18 protein-coding genes are annotated in these 16,797 nt (G+C 32.2%); 7 read left to right on the forward strand and 11 right to left on the reverse strand.

The window, feature by feature from the left end:
- The gene (locus WCG23_03290) at positions 1-525 is read right to left on the reverse strand and encodes an HAD-IIIA family hydrolase (protein MEI8388891.1); all 525 of its coding nucleotides are present in this window, start codon (positions 523-525) and stop codon (positions 1-3) included.
- A 2-nt stretch (positions 526-527) separates the two neighbouring features.
- On the reverse strand, positions 528-1,511 hold the full coding sequence (locus WCG23_03295; GenBank protein ID MEI8388892.1) for a KpsF/GutQ family sugar-phosphate isomerase: 984 nt from the start codon (positions 1,509-1,511) through the stop codon (positions 528-530).
- A 383-nt stretch (positions 1,512-1,894) separates the two neighbouring features.
- Between WCG23_03295 and WCG23_03300 the strand changes: the two genes are divergently transcribed.
- A complete protein-coding gene (locus tag WCG23_03300; protein ID MEI8388893.1) occupies positions 1,895-3,556 on the forward strand; it encodes a tetratricopeptide repeat protein in 1,662 nt (553 codons plus the stop codon).
- Positions 3,557-3,566: 10 nt separating this feature from the next.
- On the opposite strand, the gene WCG23_03305 is transcribed toward WCG23_03300, so the two are convergent.
- Genes WCG23_03305 through WCG23_03320 form a run of 4 tightly spaced genes read right to left on the reverse strand, consistent with a single transcriptional unit; the run spans position 3,567 to position 7,218 of the window.
- Complete coding sequence (locus WCG23_03305; protein MEI8388894.1) at positions 3,567-4,571, reverse strand: HD domain-containing phosphohydrolase; 1,005 nt, start codon at positions 4,569-4,571, stop codon at positions 3,567-3,569.
- A 3-nt stretch (positions 4,572-4,574) separates the two neighbouring features.
- On the reverse strand, positions 4,575-6,227 hold the full coding sequence (locus WCG23_03310; GenBank protein ID MEI8388895.1) for an ATP-binding protein: 1,653 nt from the start codon (positions 6,225-6,227) through the stop codon (positions 4,575-4,577).
- Positions 6,228-6,274: 47 nt separating this feature from the next.
- Positions 6,275-6,463 (reverse strand): hypothetical protein, encoded by a 189-nt coding sequence (locus WCG23_03315; protein MEI8388896.1) that lies wholly within the window; start codon positions 6,461-6,463, stop codon positions 6,275-6,277.
- A gap of 59 nt (positions 6,464-6,522) precedes the next feature.
- On the reverse strand, positions 6,523-7,218 hold the full coding sequence (locus WCG23_03320) for a PilZ domain-containing protein (GenBank protein ID MEI8388897.1): 696 nt from the start codon (positions 7,216-7,218) through the stop codon (positions 6,523-6,525).
- 222 nt (positions 7,219-7,440) lie between these two features.
- On the opposite strand from WCG23_03320, the gene WCG23_03325 reads away from it, so the two are divergent.
- Positions 7,441-8,127: a trypsin-like peptidase domain-containing protein gene (locus WCG23_03325; protein MEI8388898.1), complete on the forward strand. Its 687-nt coding sequence runs from the start codon at positions 7,441-7,443 to the stop codon at positions 8,125-8,127.
- Between the two features lie 31 nt (positions 8,128-8,158).
- Here the strand turns inward: WCG23_03325 and WCG23_03330 are convergent, their stop codons facing one another.
- Genes WCG23_03330 through ribD form a run of 3 tightly spaced genes read right to left on the reverse strand, consistent with a single transcriptional unit; the run spans position 8,159 to position 11,193 of the window.
- Complete coding sequence (locus WCG23_03330; GenBank protein ID MEI8388899.1) at positions 8,159-9,442, reverse strand: adenylate/guanylate cyclase domain-containing protein; 1,284 nt, start codon at positions 9,440-9,442, stop codon at positions 8,159-8,161.
- Between the two features lie 24 nt (positions 9,443-9,466).
- The gene (locus tag WCG23_03335; protein MEI8388900.1) at positions 9,467-10,096 is read right to left on the reverse strand and encodes a hypothetical protein; all 630 of its coding nucleotides are present in this window, start codon (positions 10,094-10,096) and stop codon (positions 9,467-9,469) included.
- Positions 10,093-11,193, reverse strand: a complete 1,101-nt coding sequence (gene ribD, locus WCG23_03340) for a bifunctional diaminohydroxyphosphoribosylaminopyrimidine deaminase/5-amino-6-(5-phosphoribosylamino)uracil reductase RibD (GenBank protein MEI8388901.1) — start codon at positions 11,191-11,193, stop codon at positions 10,093-10,095. Before ribD ends, WCG23_03335 begins: the two co-directional genes overlap by 4 nt.
- Before the next feature lie 64 nt (positions 11,194-11,257).
- Between ribD and coaE the strand changes: the two genes are divergently transcribed.
- The 3 genes from coaE to trpD are packed head-to-tail and all read left to right on the forward strand — an operon-like array spanning position 11,258 to position 13,485.
- Positions 11,258-11,851 carry a dephospho-CoA kinase gene (gene coaE / locus WCG23_03345; GenBank protein ID MEI8388902.1) on the forward strand — a complete coding sequence of 198 codons (594 nt, stop codon included), beginning with the start codon at positions 11,258-11,260 and terminating at the stop codon, positions 11,849-11,851.
- Positions 11,852-11,882: 31 nt separating this feature from the next.
- Positions 11,883-12,461 (forward strand): aminodeoxychorismate/anthranilate synthase component II, encoded by a 579-nt coding sequence (locus WCG23_03350; GenBank protein MEI8388903.1) that lies wholly within the window; start codon positions 11,883-11,885, stop codon positions 12,459-12,461.
- 4 nt (positions 12,462-12,465) lie between these two features.
- Complete coding sequence (gene trpD, locus WCG23_03355) at positions 12,466-13,485, forward strand: anthranilate phosphoribosyltransferase (protein MEI8388904.1); 1,020 nt, start codon at positions 12,466-12,468, stop codon at positions 13,483-13,485.
- A 56-nt stretch (positions 13,486-13,541) separates the two neighbouring features.
- On the opposite strand, the gene WCG23_03360 is transcribed toward trpD, so the two are convergent.
- Together WCG23_03360 and WCG23_03365 are read right to left on the reverse strand one after the other, a co-directional pair.
- A complete protein-coding gene (locus tag WCG23_03360) occupies positions 13,542-13,712 on the reverse strand; it encodes a hypothetical protein (GenBank protein ID MEI8388905.1) in 171 nt (56 codons plus the stop codon).
- A gap of 482 nt (positions 13,713-14,194) precedes the next feature.
- On the reverse strand, positions 14,195-14,515 hold the full coding sequence (locus WCG23_03365) for a hypothetical protein (GenBank protein ID MEI8388906.1): 321 nt from the start codon (positions 14,513-14,515) through the stop codon (positions 14,195-14,197).
- Positions 14,516-14,816: 301 nt separating this feature from the next.
- Here WCG23_03365 and tilS point away from each other — a divergent pair, with 301 nt between their 5' ends.
- Positions 14,817-16,196, forward strand: coding sequence for a tRNA lysidine(34) synthetase TilS (gene tilS, locus WCG23_03370; protein ID MEI8388907.1), 1,380 nt, complete (start codon positions 14,817-14,819; stop codon positions 16,194-16,196).
- Positions 16,197-16,243: 47 nt separating this feature from the next.
- The gene (gene hpt, locus WCG23_03375; GenBank protein ID MEI8388908.1) at positions 16,244-16,792 is read left to right on the forward strand and encodes a hypoxanthine phosphoribosyltransferase; all 549 of its coding nucleotides are present in this window, start codon (positions 16,244-16,246) and stop codon (positions 16,790-16,792) included.
- Positions 16,793-16,797: the final 5 nt, after the last annotated feature.

A 16,797-nucleotide genomic window follows, 5' to 3' on the forward strand; every position in this document is an offset into this window, starting at 1 on the left:
TCAAACAAGAGTTTTATCTTTAATTCCTGAAAGGATAAAATCGGAAATCTCTCTTACCGCACCTCTGCCACCGTCTTTTGAAGAAATAAAATGACAAATTTTCTTAACTTCTTTTGCTGCATCATTGGGGCAAAAAGCAAGCCCGACCTTATCAAGAATACAAACATCAGGCATATCATCGCCAACATAAGCAATTTCTGACAAATCAAGATTATATTTTTCCATTAAATCCTGTAAAGCATTTAATTTATTTTTTGCTCCCTGATAAACATGGGTTATATCGAGGTCTTTTGCTCTTCTGTCAACTACTGTAGTTTTTCTTGCAGTGATTATAGCGGTTGTAAATCCTTTATAATTCAACATAACAATGCCATGACCATCTTTTGCGTTGAAAATCTTTAATTCTTCGCCACTTTCAGAATAAATTATTTCCCCGTTAGTCAACACACCGTCAACATCAAAAGCCACAAGTTTTATTTTTGCAAGTTTTTGTTCAAGATTGTCTATTTTTTGGTTCTGAATCATTGTCATGCCACCCCTGCTTTTAAAAGACTGTGAATATGAAGGATTCCTTCCGGAATTCCATTTGGTTTAGTTATTATTAAAGAAGTTATAGAAAATTTTTCCATAATTTGCAGAGCCTGTGCAGCAAAAGCATCTTTTTCAATGATTTTTGCCCCCATAGTCATTACATCTTTAACTTTTAAACCGGAAATGTCGGTGTATTTTTGCAAAGCTCTTCTTATGTCACCATCTGTTAACAGCCCTTTTAAAATTCCGTTTTCATCAACAACTATAGTTACTCCGAGTTTTTTGTCGGTGATTTCACGAATAGCTTCACGAAAATCGTTTTCCATACTAACAACAGGCAATTTTTCTTCTTTGATCATAAGGTCTTCGACTTTCCAAAAAACACCTTTTCCTAAAGAGCCTGAAGGATGAAAAAGTAAAAAATCTTCGGCACTGAAGCCTCTTTTTTCCAGAAGACATACTGCAAGAGCATCTCCCATAGCAAGAGTAGCTGTAGTACTTGCAGTAGGGGCGAGATTAAGAGGACAGGCTTCTTTTTCCACTGAAACATCAAGAGTAACCTCGCTTTTTTTAGCAAGTGTTGAATTTAATTTTCCTGTCATTGAAATCATTTTCACGCCAAATCTTTTGATTAACGGCAAAAGCTGAAGTAATTCAGAAGTTTCCCCGCTGTTTGAAATCGCAAGCACTATATCTTCTCTTGTTATAACACCGGAATCACCGTGAGTACTTTCTGCAGGATGAAGAAAATATGACGGAGTTCCTGTACTGGAAAAGGTTGCTGCAATTTTTTTTCCGATAAGTCCTGATTTACCCATGCCTGTAACGATAACTCTTCCTTTACAGTTATAAAGCAAGTTTATAGCTTCTTCAAAGGGCTGTCCAAGTTTTTCTATAAGATTTGTAATTGATTCTGCTTCAATTATAAACACTTCTTTAGCTAGCTTAAGTATATTTTCTGTTTCAAGAATATTTGACACTTCCAACCTCCGAAATTTATTAAAGGCTTATACCATTATTACTCTTTAAGGATAAATTGCAATTTATTACTATTAAACCTATTACAATTCAAATCTCAATTAAAATCATTACTTTTTTAAAAAAACTATAAAGTTTTGTTAAGAATGTCCGATATAGATAATGAGATACGTTTCTCAATTTTGGAATGGTAAAGACTTTGTTTTTGCTTTAGAAGCTGTCTTGTTAAAATCAGAACCGCCTTGTCAAACAAGCCGTTTATGATTTTAACCGCAGTCCCTAAACGAGCCTTAAAAGCTTATATATATTAATTTTAATATTTTAGCAAGATCGGCTCTTATATTGACACCCCAAAATGATATGAATGTTTATTGAGGAAATTTGGATGCTGAAAGAAACCCTATACAGCCAAATCCCTGTTTATTCAGGCGCAGATATTAATCATATTTTGGATTTAGCCCAAAAATCACATGAAAATTATCTTATAAGATCAAATCAAAATGATCTTGATAAAGCTCTCGTGTACTATCTTGAAGCTATGGAAATCAACCCTTCTATCCCCCATGTTTATTATAAACTTGCCAGTTTATTGTGGGAAAAAGGTGATATTGATATAAATTCTGCTATACAAAAATGCAAAAAAGCAATCGAGCTTGATCCAAAATCCTCTAATGCAAGACTTTACCTCGGATATTTTTTGAAAGCAGCGGGGAATTACAAAGAAGCTGAAAAAGCTTTTAAAATTTCTATCAAACTCGCAGGATTAAAGTCTTCTAAGCCAAGAATTGCCCTGGGTCTAACAATAATACAAAGATTGCAACAAACAGAATTCAGTTTGCCTTCTTTTATCTACGGGATTCATTATTTTTTATCGGGAGTAATAACTGCATCCTACGATTATGACATAATCAGAATGCTTTATAAGAGCAATGCTGAGGATTTTTCTATCTTCTGGCATAAATTTAATGCGGGCTTTTATAAAAAGACCGGAAATTATGCAAAAACTATTGAAATTTACGAAAAAGCGGCATTTTGTACAGGCAAAAAAGATTTATTTTACTCAAAAATTGGCGATCTTTTAGTGGAACTTCAAAATCCCCAGAAAGCAGCCGATTTTTATAGAGAAGCTCTTTTAACAGCTCAGGATGATATTGTCCTATGGGCAAAACTTGCTGAAGTTCTTCAGAATTTCGATAAAAATAATATGGAAGAAATAATCGACTGTTATAAACAAATTGCTCGATTAGAACCTATAAATTCGAGTTTGTTCTACGAATTAGGACATTTATATCTCAGAAAAGAAGATAAATTCAGTGCGGTTAATTCCTTTAAGAGGGCTATTGAACTCGAACCTGATAATGGTTTTTATCATAATAGTCTTGCTTATGCGCTTGTTCAGCTTCAGGATTATGACGGAGCAATTTCCGAATACCAGAAAGCAATAAGACTGAACCCCGATAATGAATGGACTTCTATAGTTTCTCAGGCTCTCGGTGCAATTTATCATCAGGTTAAAGATAATATGGATGCAACTATTGTTGCATACCAAACAGCAATAGTGCTTGACCCGAAAAATATAGATGCTTTTATAGCCCTCGGAGAAGTATATCAAGACAGAAACGATCTTGATAACGCTATTGACTGTTATTGCAATGCGATAAAACTTGATCCGGATATTCCAAAATTATATTGCAATTTAGGATTGGCACTGTGGGAAAAAGATTGTATCGAAGAATCAATAATTGCTTATCATAAAGCTATAAGTTTAAATCCGAAATATGAAATAGCTTTCAATAATCTTGGAGTTGTTTATCTTGATGGAACAAACAGTCCTGAAGAAGCTGTTATTATGTTTACAAAAGCAATAAAACATAATCCAAACTATGCTCTTGCTTATTACAACAAAGGAAGATGCTATCAAGCCATGAAAAACAAATCAGGTGCTGCTAAATATTATCAAATGGCAATAGATATAAATAAGCTTACAGAAGAAATCGACGAAAACGAAATACAGGATCGTTTATACAGCCTGTTTTCGGTTATTTAAACAGCACTTTCTATTGATTACTTGTGAATAAGTCAATATTCTTTATTTCTTCTTTTGCATTTAATGCAATTTTAAGAAAAGCTTCTACAACTTTAGGAGAAAATTGAGTTCCTGCTGCTTTTTTTATTTCTTCAACTGCTTTTTCATGAGAAATTCCTTTACGATATGCTCTGTCGGAAGTCATCCCGTCATAGGCATCTGCAATTGCAATTATTTGTGCTTCTATAGGAATTTCCTCCCCTGTTACTCCATAGGGATAACCATTTCCATCATACTTTTCATGGTGAAAATTAACAATCCTAATAACAGAGCGCAACTGTTTAATTTCTTCAAGTATTTTAACGCCTGTTAGAACATGTTTCTTTATTTCGTCAAACTCTTCCGCATTAAGATTATCCGGTTTATTTAAAATATTTTCAGATACTCCTATCATTCCTATATCATGTAAAAGCCCTGCAAGCTCCAGCTCACTAAGATCTGTATCGGACAAACCAAGAGCTTCACCTGTTTTTAGCGAATAATAAGTAACTCTTTTGCTTCTACCAAAGGTATAATGGTCTTTTGCATCAAGTGCTTCAGTAATTGCAGAAATAGTTCCGGAAAACAATTCTTTTAAATCGAGTGCAAGACTCTGATTATCAATATTTAACTGATAAACTTCAAAACTTGCTTCAATTACATTTAATAAATCATTGGCATTCCACGGTTTTCCCAAATATCTGTGAATTTTGCCTTCATTAATAGCTCTGATTAAGCTGGAGGAATCAGTATAAGCAGTAATCAAAATTCTTACCGCATCAGGAGCATAATTTAAAGTTTTTTTGAGAAGCTCAACGCCATCCATGCCGGGCATTTTTTGATCAGATATAATCATATCAATCTTATTGCTTTTGAGAATTTCAAGCGCCTCAAATCCTGAATTGGCAAGAAACACATTATAATTGCTTCGCAAAGTTCTTTTGAACAACTGCAAATTATCTATTTCGTCATCTGTAACCAGTATATTATATTTCATTTATCACAATACTTCTGTTTGCTTTCCACTATTTTCTTCATTTTGAGCCGTCCAATTAATCGGGATTTCTATTATAAATTTGGTTCCTTTACCTTTTTCGCTTTCTACTTCCATTTTACCATTATGACTTCTAATTATTTTGTAACAAATTGATAACCCTAAACCTGTCCCTTCTCCTACCGGTTTTGTGGTAAAAAACGGATCAAATATTTTTGGAATTACATCTTCGGCAATACCTGCGCCTGTGTCTTCAAATTCTATTATTACATTTTGATCTTCAATCTTTGTCCTTATATAAATATTGCCGTCACCTTCTATGGCTTGTGTTGCATTATCAAGAATATTCATAAATACTTGATTTATTTGTCCTGCATAACACATAACATTTGGAATCATTCCGTATTGTTTATTGATAGTAACTCTGCCCTTATATTTACTTTCAAGAATATTTAAAGCACTGTCTATTCCTTCATGAATATCAACTTCTTTAATCTGCGCTTCATCAAGTCTTGAGAAATTTTTAAGGTCAATTATAATTTGTTTTGAACGTTCGGCACCGTCGTAACAGCTTTTGAGCAGCAATTCAAGATCCTCCACGATAAAGTCATACTCAAGGTCTTGTTTTAATTTTTCTACTTCTTTAAATTTATCTTCGGGGAATTGTTTTTGAATAGCTTCGTATTTGTTAATTATTTCAATAAAATCATTTGAGTATTTTTTTAAGTGCAAAAGGTTACCGTAGATAAAATTAATCGGATTATTTAGTTCATGGGCTACACCTGCAACCAGTTGTCCGAGTGATCTCATTTTTTCATTATGAACAATCATTGACTGGGTATCTTTTATCTCTTTATTGGCTCTTTTAAGCTGAATATTTATTTTGCTCAAATCATGTGTTCTATCCAGAACTTTTTGCTCAAGTGAATTATAAAGATCACTGAGTTTATCTGCCATATCATTAAAAGCTTTTGAAAGCAAACCTATTTCATCATCAGATTTTACATCTGTTCTGTATTTTAAATTACCCTGTGAAAATTCTTCAGCTCCCTCTACGAGCTTTATTATCGGACCGGTAACATTTTTTGCAAGTATAAAGGCCGCACAAAAACCAAAAATTATAAATACCAATGAAAGTGTTAAATTGCCTCTTATCAAAAGGTCTATAAGATTTACTATAGAGCTGTTATTATAAAATGAAATTACAAGCATTTTATTGCCAAGATTATAACTATTTTGTTGAATATCTTCAAAATTAAGATTAGTAAACTTTTTGGAAAATCCTCCGTCCAGCCATAGATTATTCATATTTGCCTTTGTTCCGACAATATTATCAACAGTGGTCCATACATATTTTTTAGTATTTTTATCTATTAATGCTGCATATAGAACCATATTGTTTTCAACAAGATTTTTTGCCAATTTATAAGAATTACTGAAATCACTTCCTGTATTAAGATCAATATTTGCAGAACTGTACAAAATATTTGAAATTGAGGAAAATTGTTGATTTTTATCAATTTTAAACTGCCTAAGAATCGGTGCTGCGGCAGAAAGATTATATGCAGAAATAAAAAGGACTGTAATAAAAACAGAAACGCCAATAATAAGCGTAAATTTACTTACTAATGCTACTTTTGTTCCTTTTACTTTTTTCATAAATTCATACTGACCTTCAATATAATTATTATAAATTTTATTTAAAGTTAAGTGTCTTCATTGTCATCAGATTCTTTTCCGGCAAATTTTTTCGAATGTCTATAATTGTTTTTTTTATTTGAATTGTTTGCCGTTTCTAAAATTTTTCCTATAAAAAACCCGAAAAGACCCGCGATTATAGCTCCCAAAACACTGTATAAGCACGCATATATTACTGTATTATAGTCAAGAGACATTTCTTTTAATAATACTATAGATCCTATTCCTAATATAGTGCAGCAAGAAAAAATTCCTGCTATTTGGGCTGATAATTTGATGATTTATTGCCTCCATTTTGCTTTTTATATTTTGACTCTATTTCGCGCTTAAAACAAAATTGTATAATAGTTGTTTTATCAAAATTCGAAATTGTTTTAAATTTGCCGGAGAAAGTAAATTTTTTATTTTCTTTCTCTACCCTTAAAACATCAAATAAAGTATTTATTTCTTTTTTATTTGGCAAAGTAAACCGTGCATTTAATACACAGTTTATATTAGCGGTTTGTTTATCGAGAACAAAAGGCAAACTTTGGCTGCACGGAATGCTGACTGTCGCAGATAACCAGTCAACATGGGAGATAAATTGCATTCCGCCTCCTCCGATATTAATTATTACTGCTTTTTCTTCATTATTTTCATCAGCCTTTTTTAGCAATACAGGTATATTTGTTTTTATACGGGGATATTCTCTCTTCTGGATATATTTAAACTTTGGCGGATAGGCAAAAAATATATTATTGCTCTCTATTTTGTTTATTTTTGAAATAAACAAAATCATATAATCTTCTGCGGAAATTAATATTTCCAACTCTAATCCCGGTGTCATCATTAAGGTATTATTAATTTCCGCGACAAAGTAATCTTCTTGCACAGAAGTTATTAGTCCCATTGAAAAATTTTCTATATTACCGGGAATTATTTTAATTTTTTGATTTTCTTTTATAGGATTCATGTCATAAAATATACAATAAATTACCCTAAAAGTGAATATTTATAAAAGCATTAGACAAAATACTTACTTATAAAGCAGTATTAAATTATCAGTATTTTTATCAACATCAGGATTATAGCTTTTTATTAGAAACAAATAAATAATACTATCAAGAAAAAACCGTAGCCTATACGGAATTTTAATATTTTTAAACTTTAAGATTCGGAGTTGGAGTTTTAGGACATGTCAAAATTGAAATATTTTTATAAAAGCGCAAAAAGTTTAGTTGCTGCCATTATGTTAATTTCTATTCTTAACGGACAGCCAACTTTTGCTGAAAATTACACCAATGATGAACTAAATACCATTAATGTATACGAAAATGTTTCCCCTTCCATCGTTTCAGTTGATGTTGATATAAATGACGGAATATCAAGCGGAACAGGATTTATCGTGGATCAGGCAGGAACAATTTTAACTAGCGGTCATGTTATAGAAGGACATAAAAAAATAAAAATAACACTGTCTAACGGAGAAAAATACGACGGACAAATTATAAGCGACACAGAAACCGGAGATTTTGCACTTATTAAAATAAAACCCAAAAAAAATCTTTCCGTAATTAAACTTGGTGACTCTTCAAGAATCAAAGTGGGTCAAAAAGTCCTCGCAATCGGAAATCCTTTTGGTTTTAGCAGAACCCTTACTGAAGGCATAGTCAGCAGGGTTGATAAAACCAAAAACAAAATCCAAACAGACGCAGCCATAAATCCCGGCTGCTCAGGCGGACCTTTATTAAACACTGACGGAGAAGTTATAGGAATCAACCAGTCTATTTATAATCCCGACAATAATAAATCAAATATAGGAATTGGCTTTGCCATCCCCGTAAATCTTGCAAAAAACTTTATAAATGAATCTAAAAAATAAAAAACCTGCTTAAATAAATTGATGCAATATTCTATAACATCGAAACCCCTGCAGTGCAAGCAAGCCATAATAAAAATATGCTCATATAAAAATTCTGCATAAAAAACAAAGTTGAAGGCGCATAGTTATTTGGCAAAACGTATAAACATAAATACAAAAGCACTACTATAAACGGAACAATAACAATATTTTTAAACTTTAAAACTTTTTTTTGAAAAAACGAGATAGAACGTCCCACTATAAATGAGCTTATTACAAAGCTTCTCAGCCACATCCATGGATTAAGACTTGCGATAAATTCAGGTTTGGCAAAAGGGTTTAACGCAGACATATTTATATTATACAAAGTCAAATTGAAATAATAACCGATATAATTAAACAAATTTTTCGAAAAATCAGTCTCCAAAATAAAATTTGTAACCATTGCAAAGATAAAAATAAGCAAAGCGATAAAAAAAGGATTTTCTCCCTGAAAATTTTTAGAATTTTTAGAATTTTTATTAGTTTTAAAATTTTTATTAATTTGAGAATTTTTATCAGTTTTAAAATTTTGAATTAAATTTGCTATAAAATTTGTTTTTTCTATCTTTAAAGGCTTTTCTTCTTTTAAAGAGTTTGCTATTCTATTTAGCTTTTCGTCAGACGAAACTTTTTTATTTAAATTCTCGTTAAGTCGCTGCTCTATTGATTTTTCAGAGGATTTAAATTCGGGATTTTTAATGGGAGCCTGAATATTGTAATCTATATTAGGGATAAGAAATCCTGCAGGTTTCATTAAAGTTTCTGCTCTTTTGCACAATCTGTAAAGATTTAGCGCGCCTGCATTTTTAGGGAGTTTTATTTCTCCCATATCTTCAAATCTTACATTATCAACCTTGTCATAACTTGATATAGACATATCCCTGAATTCTTTTGTGACAAAAATTTCACCGGGGGTTGTAACGGGCTCAATTCTTGCAGTAATATTTACCAGCGTGCCATGAACATTTGACTTTCCGGAAACAGGATCAAAAGCTAATTCGAACTCTCCAAAATTGCCTGCAATTCTGGGATTTAATTTTTTAATACCAAAAGACTCAAAATCAATTTTATTAAACGCCTCTCTGTATGCAAGAGCCATATTAATTGCCGTTTCGGCTTTGTCATAGATGGCAAATATTGCATCGCCCCATGTATTCCAAATAATTGCCGATTCTTTATAAGTTTTTAATTCTTCAAAAATTACAGGAATAATTTTATTAAAAAAAATTTTTAAATCAGCATCTTTTAATGCACTGTATTTTTCTATATCAGTAAATATTACATAACCATACATATATCAAATACTATCCTACATTGCTTACCAGTCAAATTTATCCGTATATTTTATCTTTGGAGTGCCTTTATTGTTGCTGTATATCCCGATTTTTTCACTTCTCAACAAGTAATCTGCATATACTACACCGAGGACAAGTCCTATAATGCAAACAAAGACCAGCACAAAAATATTAATATAAAATTTTTGTATTACAAAATTTAAAACCTGCTGTGAAAATTCGGTTAAATAAGGGCAAGCGTACAAACATAATTGAAGAACACCTATTATAATTGCAGCAAAAGCAATATTTTTTGACTTTATTATTTTTACATGCAAAAGAGTTCCCGTCTGACCTACGACAAATGAGCCTAAAGTAAAGCCTCTTAGCCACATCCACGGGTTAATAATTGCCATAAATTCAGGAGTCATAGGATTTACAAGCACAGGTATCCTTATGTAAGGATGATTTTTAAAAGCAGGTTGAAGGACAGAATTTAACCAGTATAAGCTTAAATTAAAATAATAGCCGCACCAGTTAAAGAAAATTTTTGTACCGTCTAAGTCCAGCAAATAATTTATAAGATATGCCAATGAAAAAACAAGAATAGCCAGCAAAAAAGGGTTTTCTATGTGTCTTTTCTCACTATTTTTGCTTTTTTTTATCTCTCTCAATTCAAATATCCTTCTATCATTATATCGGGAGAAAAAGTTTTAATTTCACCAAAACTAAATGTTTTGCTTTCAGAGATGTTTTTAATCTGAAGCCCTTCAAAAGAGCTTTTAGAAGAATTATCGCCGGTAATTTTTGGCGCAATGAAGAAATAGACTTTATTAATAAGATTATATTTTAAAAAAGCACTGTTTAAATTTCCACCTGCTTCAACCAGAATACTAAAAATCTTTTTGTGATAGAGTTTTTGGACTAAATACTCCAAATCAATTTTATTATCCTGATTAAGCGGACATTTAATTATTTCTACATATTCAGGATAAATTTTTAATTTATTTTTGTCAACATTTTTTGATACAGCAATAATTACTTTTGTATTATTGGCATTGTAAACTTTTGAATCAGGCGATGTTTTTAATTGCGAGTCTATAATAACTCTTACAGGATTTCGAAAGCCTTCTTTGCGGCATGTTAAGCTTGGATTATCAACAATTACTGTGTTAGAGCCTGTAATAACAGCATCATATTTATTTCTTAACCTTTGAACTTCTTCTCTTGCGACTTCAGAAGTTATCCATTTACTGCTTCCCGCTGAAGTTGCAATTTTTCCGTCAATAGTTGATGCAGTTTTCACGACAATAAAGGGTTTGTCTTGAGTTATATTTTTTATAAAAATTTCATTTATTTTTTCACATTCTTTGGTTAAAACAGCTTCTATGACTTCTATTCCTGCATTTTTTGCTTTTTGGATTCCTTCTCCTGAAACCAGAGGGTTGGGATCCGTCATTCCGACCACCAAAGTCTTGATTTTTTCTGCGATAATCCTGTCAATGCAAGGAGGAGTCTTTCCGTAATGGGAACACGGTTCCAGACTTACGTAAATAGTTCCGCCTGCTGCCTTATTTCCTGCCTGATTAAGCGCATTTATCTCGGCATGAAGCTCTCCGTATCTTTCATGGCACCCTCTGCCGACCACGTTGCCGTTTTTATCAAGAACTATTGAACCCACAAGGGGATTAGGGGAAACACATCCCTCTGCCGTCTTTGCCAGCTCAAGACATTCTTTCATGTATTTTTCGTGAATATTTTTATTATGCATATTTATTTTCATGGGATTTTTATGTAATTATTAAGGAAATTATACAACAATTAGTGAATATAAAATGATAAAACTTGCAATTACCGGAAATATAGCAGCAGGAAAAACTTTAATAGAATCCTTGCTTCATGAGCTAGGAGTCATAACAATTGACACAGATGAAATTGTGCATGAGCTTCTTTCTTCAGATAAAGAAATTATTGATAAAGTTAACAATCTCTTTGATAACGAGGTTAAAGACAAAGAAGGCAAAATTAATCGTAAAAAAGTTGGTGATATAGTTTTTAACGATAAAACCAAACTCGAAAAACTTGAAAAAATTCTCCATCCTGAAGTTAAAAAAGTTGTAGATAAATTCTTTCAGGAAAATGAAAAAGAAAAAATCCTTGCTGTGTCCGTTCCTCAACTTTATGAAACAGGGTGGGAAGTTTATTTTGATTGCGTTTTACTTGTTATTGCAGATTATAAAATCAGAAAAGAAAGGCTTTTGCTAAGAAACAATCTTTCAGAGGACGCTGCTCAAAAGAGATTGGCGGCACAAATACCGCAGGAAGAAAAAATCAGGAAAGCTGATTTTGTTATAAATAATTCTGAAGATATAGAAAATACAAGACTTCAGCTAAAAAAGGTTTTGGTAAGATTAACAAAAATGATATAATAAATTCATTATAAAAAGCAGGCTTTAAAATATGATACTTGTAATTGATAATTATGATTCCTTTACCTACAATCTTGTCCAGTATCTGGGCGAGCTTGGCGCAGAGTGTCAGGTTTTCAGGAATGATGCGATTTCTGTTGATGAAATAAAAAAACTTAATCCCTCGCATATTATAATTTCTCCCGGCCCGGGAACTCCTGATGAATCAGGTATTTCAATAGATGTGATTAAAAATCTGGCAGGATCTGTTCCAATTCTCGGGGTTTGTCTCGGGCATCAAACGATTGGGCAGGTTTTTGGAGCAAAAGTTGTAAGAGCTCCTTATTTAATGCATGGCAAGATTTCTGAAATAATTCACGATACTGATGAGCCTTTGTTTGCTGATATTGATAACCCTTTTTCTGCTACAAGGTACCATTCTTTGATAATTGACAGGAATTCCGCCAAAGAAACTCCTTTAAAAATAATTGCCTGGACTTCTGATAATATTATTATGGCAGTGAGGCACAAGGATTTTAAAAATCTTGTGGGGATTCAGTTTCATCCTGAGTCAATTTTGACAAAATCAGGCAAAAAACTGCTCTCAAATTTTTTAAAATTTAAAAAATAAAATAATGCTAAAAAAATATCTCTCAAAAATAAAAACAGGGCAGAACCTTACATCTAAAGAAGCCGGAGAATTGATAGAATTAATGTCTACCGGAGAAGTTTTGCCGTCTCAAATTGCTGATTTGCTTGTTTCTTTCAACACAAAAGAAATAACTTCCGAAGAAATATTTGGTTTTGCGCAAAAAATGAGAGAAAAAGCTTTAAAAATTAACACACAAGAAGTTGATAATATTGTAGATTCTTGCGGGACAGGCGGAGATAAAACAAATACTTTTAATATCTCAACTGCATCGGCAATTTTAACTTCTGCGGCAGGGGTAACGGTTGCAAAGCATTCTAATTTTGGATTTACGAGCAAATGCGGAAGCAGCAATGTAATTCAATCTCTTGGAATAGAGCTTTTAACAACACCTCAAGAGGTTGAAAAAAATCTGTCAAAACATAATATAGCTTTTATACATGCGCCCTACTTTCACAAATGCACTTTTCATGTAAATGCTGTCAGAAAAGAACTTGGTATAAGGACAATATTTAATATTCTCGGTCCTTTGACAAATCCAGCTTTTCCTCCCGGTCAGGTTATAGGGGTTCCGAACAAAGAATTATGCCCTAAAATTGCGGAAGCCTTAAAAAATCTTGGCTGCAAGAAAGCGCTTGTCGTAAACGGCTTAAATCCCGTGATGGACGAAATAAGTACTTGCGGAAAAACTTTTATTTCCAGACTTAATAACGGAAAAATTGATAATTTTGAAATTCATCCTGAAGATTTTGGGATAAAACAAGCTGAGATAGAAGCTATACAGGGTGATTCTCCTGAAGTTAACGCAAAAATCATTGAAGATATTTTTAACGGAAAAATTTCAGGAGCAAAATTAGAGATAGTTTTGCTCAACTCCGCAGCGCTTTTGTGGGTGGGAAATGCCGTAAATTCTCTTGAAGAAGGAATTAAACTTGCGGCGGAAATTATCCAAAGCGGCAAAGCCGCACAAAAACTTAAAGATTTGAAAGTAAAAAATCAGGAATAAATCAACTTTACAAAGAGGCAAATACGGATTTTTAGGCTTAACTTTAATTTTGCAGACTAATAAACTTCAAAAATCCTTGTATCAGTGCCGCCTTCACCTATTTTAAACTTTACGGGTTTTAGGCATTTCGGGCACCAACCTGCATAAGCGGTTCCATCTTTGTTTATATAAATTCTGTTATATACATTACAGCACCTAAAAAGAACGCTGATAAATTTTTTTTGCATTTTGTAATATCCCAAAAAAATTTTATTTTTATTACTTAATTATATTTTATCAATTAATTTTCTCAAACAAAAGTAGGAGGTTTTTAAACTTTCATCAATTAAGTTTATGATTAAATTTTAGTGATTTTTTTGGTAAAAAGGCATGCATTAAGCTTGGAAAGCCTAAAATTAAAGCATTTTGGCTATAAATACATAAAATAACATTATAACACCAGCTTTCATAAAAATAGACGATGTTATACGAAAGATGGACTGTTAATATTTACATGTACTCCTTAGAAGACGACGATACACATATCCCTATCTAGCTATGCTTTCTTGAAAAAGATCATAGCTTTTTTATTGGAAATTTTTATTTACAAAATTTTTAACCGGACAAATTCTAATACACTCGAATTGCCGAATAAATTAATCGGCCGGACATTGCGAAGAAGCACAAAGGGCTAATATGGCAATCTATTCAGGTTTAAATTAAAATCAAATTAATATTCAAAAAATCGGCAAAAATCTACATCATCAAAATTGCACAGCAATATATAAACAGGGTCATCTTCTTCTATTTTTTGAAACCCGTAATCATCAAAAAGCCAGTATTTAGGGCTTACACCTGATGAACGTACTATACCTTTTTCTTTTAATATGTTTAACTTTTTCTTAACTATATCAATCTTTAAATTAATTTTTCTGGCAAGTTCAAGAGCAGTAATTCCTTCGGCAAAAGTTCTGTTTTGAGGATTGCTGAACATAAGTTCAAGTCCTACTAATCTCAATATCTTATCATCCTGCGCTAATACACTTGTCATTTTAAATAATACTCTTTCAACTGTTGTATATATTGAATTAACTGGGATTACTTATTTTTACATGCTACATGTCGGCATGTTTTTAAAAAAACTACAATAAAAACTTTATTGTCGTAAAAAAACTTAATATTACTTTTATATTGTTTATACCGCTTCAAAAACAAATTCAGAATTTTAACAACCTTCAGAAAAGCGCTATTCTCTAGTGGGAGCGTTATTTTCGGAAACGATGAGTTTTCGAAAATACAAACTCATTTTAGTTTATACTCCACTAAAAAAATTTTTATGGCAATATTTTTATATGTCATCAAATAGTTTAAAAATTAAAGAAAAGGTACTAAATTACCTGAAGAAGTATAATCTGACGGATAAAAACCAGATACTTCTTCTGGGCTTTTCCGGAGGGATTGATTCCGCCTGCCTTCTCGATGTTTTGTTCGGGTTATCTCAAGAATACGGATTCAAGCTTATAGCAGGGCATTTGAATCATAATTGGAGAGGAAAAGAATCGCAAAAAGAGGAATTAAGCGCAAAACAATTTTGTTTAGAAAGAAATCTTGAATTTTTCAGTGAAACACTGCCTGAAAATCTGCCTCACACAGAAGAAGAAGCACGAAACCAGCGTTATAAATTTTTTAACAAAATTTCTGCATCGACAAAAGCAACTGCAATAATAACAGGTCATACTCTTTCGGATCAAATAGAAACTGTTCTTTACAGAATAATTAAAGGTACAGGGATTTCAGGACTCAAAGGCATACCCGAAGTCAGATATCAGGATGAATTTCCTGCTATATACAGACCCTTGTTGGAAATATTACGAGAAGAAAACATTGAATACTGCAAAGAAAATAATATTACTCCAAGCCTCGACTCAAGTAATCTTCAGGAAAAGTATTTAAGAAATAAAATCAGGTTAAATCTTATACCTGAACTAAAAACATATAATTCCGGCATAGAAAACGCCATTCTGAGGCTTTCTACGATTTCAAAAGAGTCAGAAGAGTTAATAGAAGAATATTTAAGCTTGATAAATACTGACATATCTTTAGAAAAAAACGTTATTTCTACTCCGAAGTTCTTAAACCTATCTCATTCTTTACAAAAAAGGATTTTATTTGACTTTTTTATAAAAAATAATATTGAATATAATTATGAAAAAATTGCAGAAAACCTGAATTTTGTTAAAGAAAGTTCAAATTTGAAATCAGGAAATACAATTTCTCTGCAAAAAAACAGGTGGCTGTTTGTTTCTTCATCAGAAATAAGAATAATTGACCATATCACATCCGATAAAATTCCTGAAATTACAGCTGTAAATATTAACGGGGATACGTTTTTTTCCTCATTGAACCTGACACTTAAAATCAAGACATGGGAAGGTGAACCACCGAAAGAATTCCCGAAAAAAACAGATAAAAAAGCTTATGTGGATTTGAACAGTATAAAACTCCCCTTGGTTTTGAGAACAAGAAGAGAAGGCGACAAAATTCAGCCTTTCGGCATGAAAGAGAAAACAAAACTCAAAAAATATTTGATAAACAAAGGGATTCCAGAATTTGAAAGGGATAAGCTTTTGCTGCTTGCGAATGAAGATGAAATTCTCTGGGTTCCAAACGTAGGAATTAGTGAATTATTAAGAGTTAATAAAATTCCCACCCATGAAATAAATATAATTTAAAAATTTTAGTATAATTTAATTAAATATAGTTGAAAAAGGAAAGAAAAATGCAGGTAATTTTAGATAAAAACGAATCAGAACTCGTAGAATTGTTTTCAGAAGATGCCATTCAAAATCGCATAAGAGAACTGGCAAAAGAAATCAACAATACTTTTCCTAAGAACGAAGAGTTAGTGGTAATTGCGGTTTTAGCAGGATCTATTTTGTTTGCATCTGACTTGATAAAACGTCTTCATATGCCAATTCAGTTCGAATTTGTAAGACTTTCCAGTTACGGAAATGACCAAAAGTCATCCGGAAGGGTAAAACCTGTGGATTTAACTCTTCCAAGCCTTGAAGGGAAAAATGTTTTAATAGTTGAAGATATTGTAGATACCGGGCACACAGCAAATTTCATGATAGATTATATAAAATTACAGCATAAGCCTGCAACTATTAAATTTGCAACGCTGTTGGACAAAGTTTGCGCAAGACAAAAACATGTCGACATTAGTTATAGCGGATTTGAAGTAGATAATAAATTTGTAGTTGGCTATGGGCTTGATTACCTTGGTTATTTAAGAAATCTGCCTTACATTGGATATTTTCCCCAATAGGTTTT

Source organism: bacterium (assembly GCA_037147175.1).
Lineage (GTDB): Bacteria > Cyanobacteriota > Vampirovibrionia > Gastranaerophilales > UBA9971 > UBA9971.

Coding starts and splice junctions, on each gene's coding strand:
- coaE (MEI8388902.1), top strand. CDS start 11,258: ATGATAAAACTTGCAATTACCGGAAATATAGCAGCAGGAAAAACTTTA.
- WCG23_03360 (MEI8388905.1), bottom strand. CDS start 13,712: ATGCAAAAAAAATTTATCAGCGTTCTTTTTAGGTGCTGTAATGTATAT.
- hpt (MEI8388908.1), top strand. CDS start 16,244: ATGCAGGTAATTTTAGATAAAAACGAATCAGAACTCGTAGAATTGTTT.
- WCG23_03310 (MEI8388895.1), bottom strand. CDS start 6,227: ATGAAAAAAGTAAAAGGAACAAAAGTAGCATTAGTAAGTAAATTTACG.
- trpD (MEI8388904.1), top strand. CDS start 12,466: ATGCTAAAAAAATATCTCTCAAAAATAAAAACAGGGCAGAACCTTACA.
- WCG23_03290 (MEI8388891.1), bottom strand. CDS start 525: ATGATTCAGAACCAAAAAATAGACAATCTTGAACAAAAACTTGCAAAA.
- WCG23_03350 (MEI8388903.1), top strand. CDS start 11,883: ATGATACTTGTAATTGATAATTATGATTCCTTTACCTACAATCTTGTC.
- WCG23_03300 (MEI8388893.1), top strand. CDS start 1,895: ATGCTGAAAGAAACCCTATACAGCCAAATCCCTGTTTATTCAGGCGCA.
- tilS (MEI8388907.1), top strand. CDS start 14,817: ATGTCATCAAATAGTTTAAAAATTAAAGAAAAGGTACTAAATTACCTG.
- WCG23_03365 (MEI8388906.1), bottom strand. CDS start 14,515: ATGACAAGTGTATTAGCGCAGGATGATAAGATATTGAGATTAGTAGGA.
- WCG23_03305 (MEI8388894.1), bottom strand. CDS start 4,571: ATGAAATATAATATACTGGTTACAGATGACGAAATAGATAATTTGCAG.
- WCG23_03315 (MEI8388896.1), bottom strand. CDS start 6,463: ATGTCTCTTGACTATAATACAGTAATATATGCGTGCTTATACAGTGTT.
- WCG23_03325 (MEI8388898.1), top strand. CDS start 7,441: ATGTCAAAATTGAAATATTTTTATAAAAGCGCAAAAAGTTTAGTTGCT.
- WCG23_03320 (MEI8388897.1), bottom strand. CDS start 7,218: ATGAATCCTATAAAAGAAAATCAAAAAATTAAAATAATTCCCGGTAAT.
- ribD (MEI8388901.1), bottom strand. CDS start 11,193: ATGCATAATAAAAATATTCACGAAAAATACATGAAAGAATGTCTTGAG.
- WCG23_03330 (MEI8388899.1), bottom strand. CDS start 9,442: ATGTATGGTTATGTAATATTTACTGATATAGAAAAATACAGTGCATTA.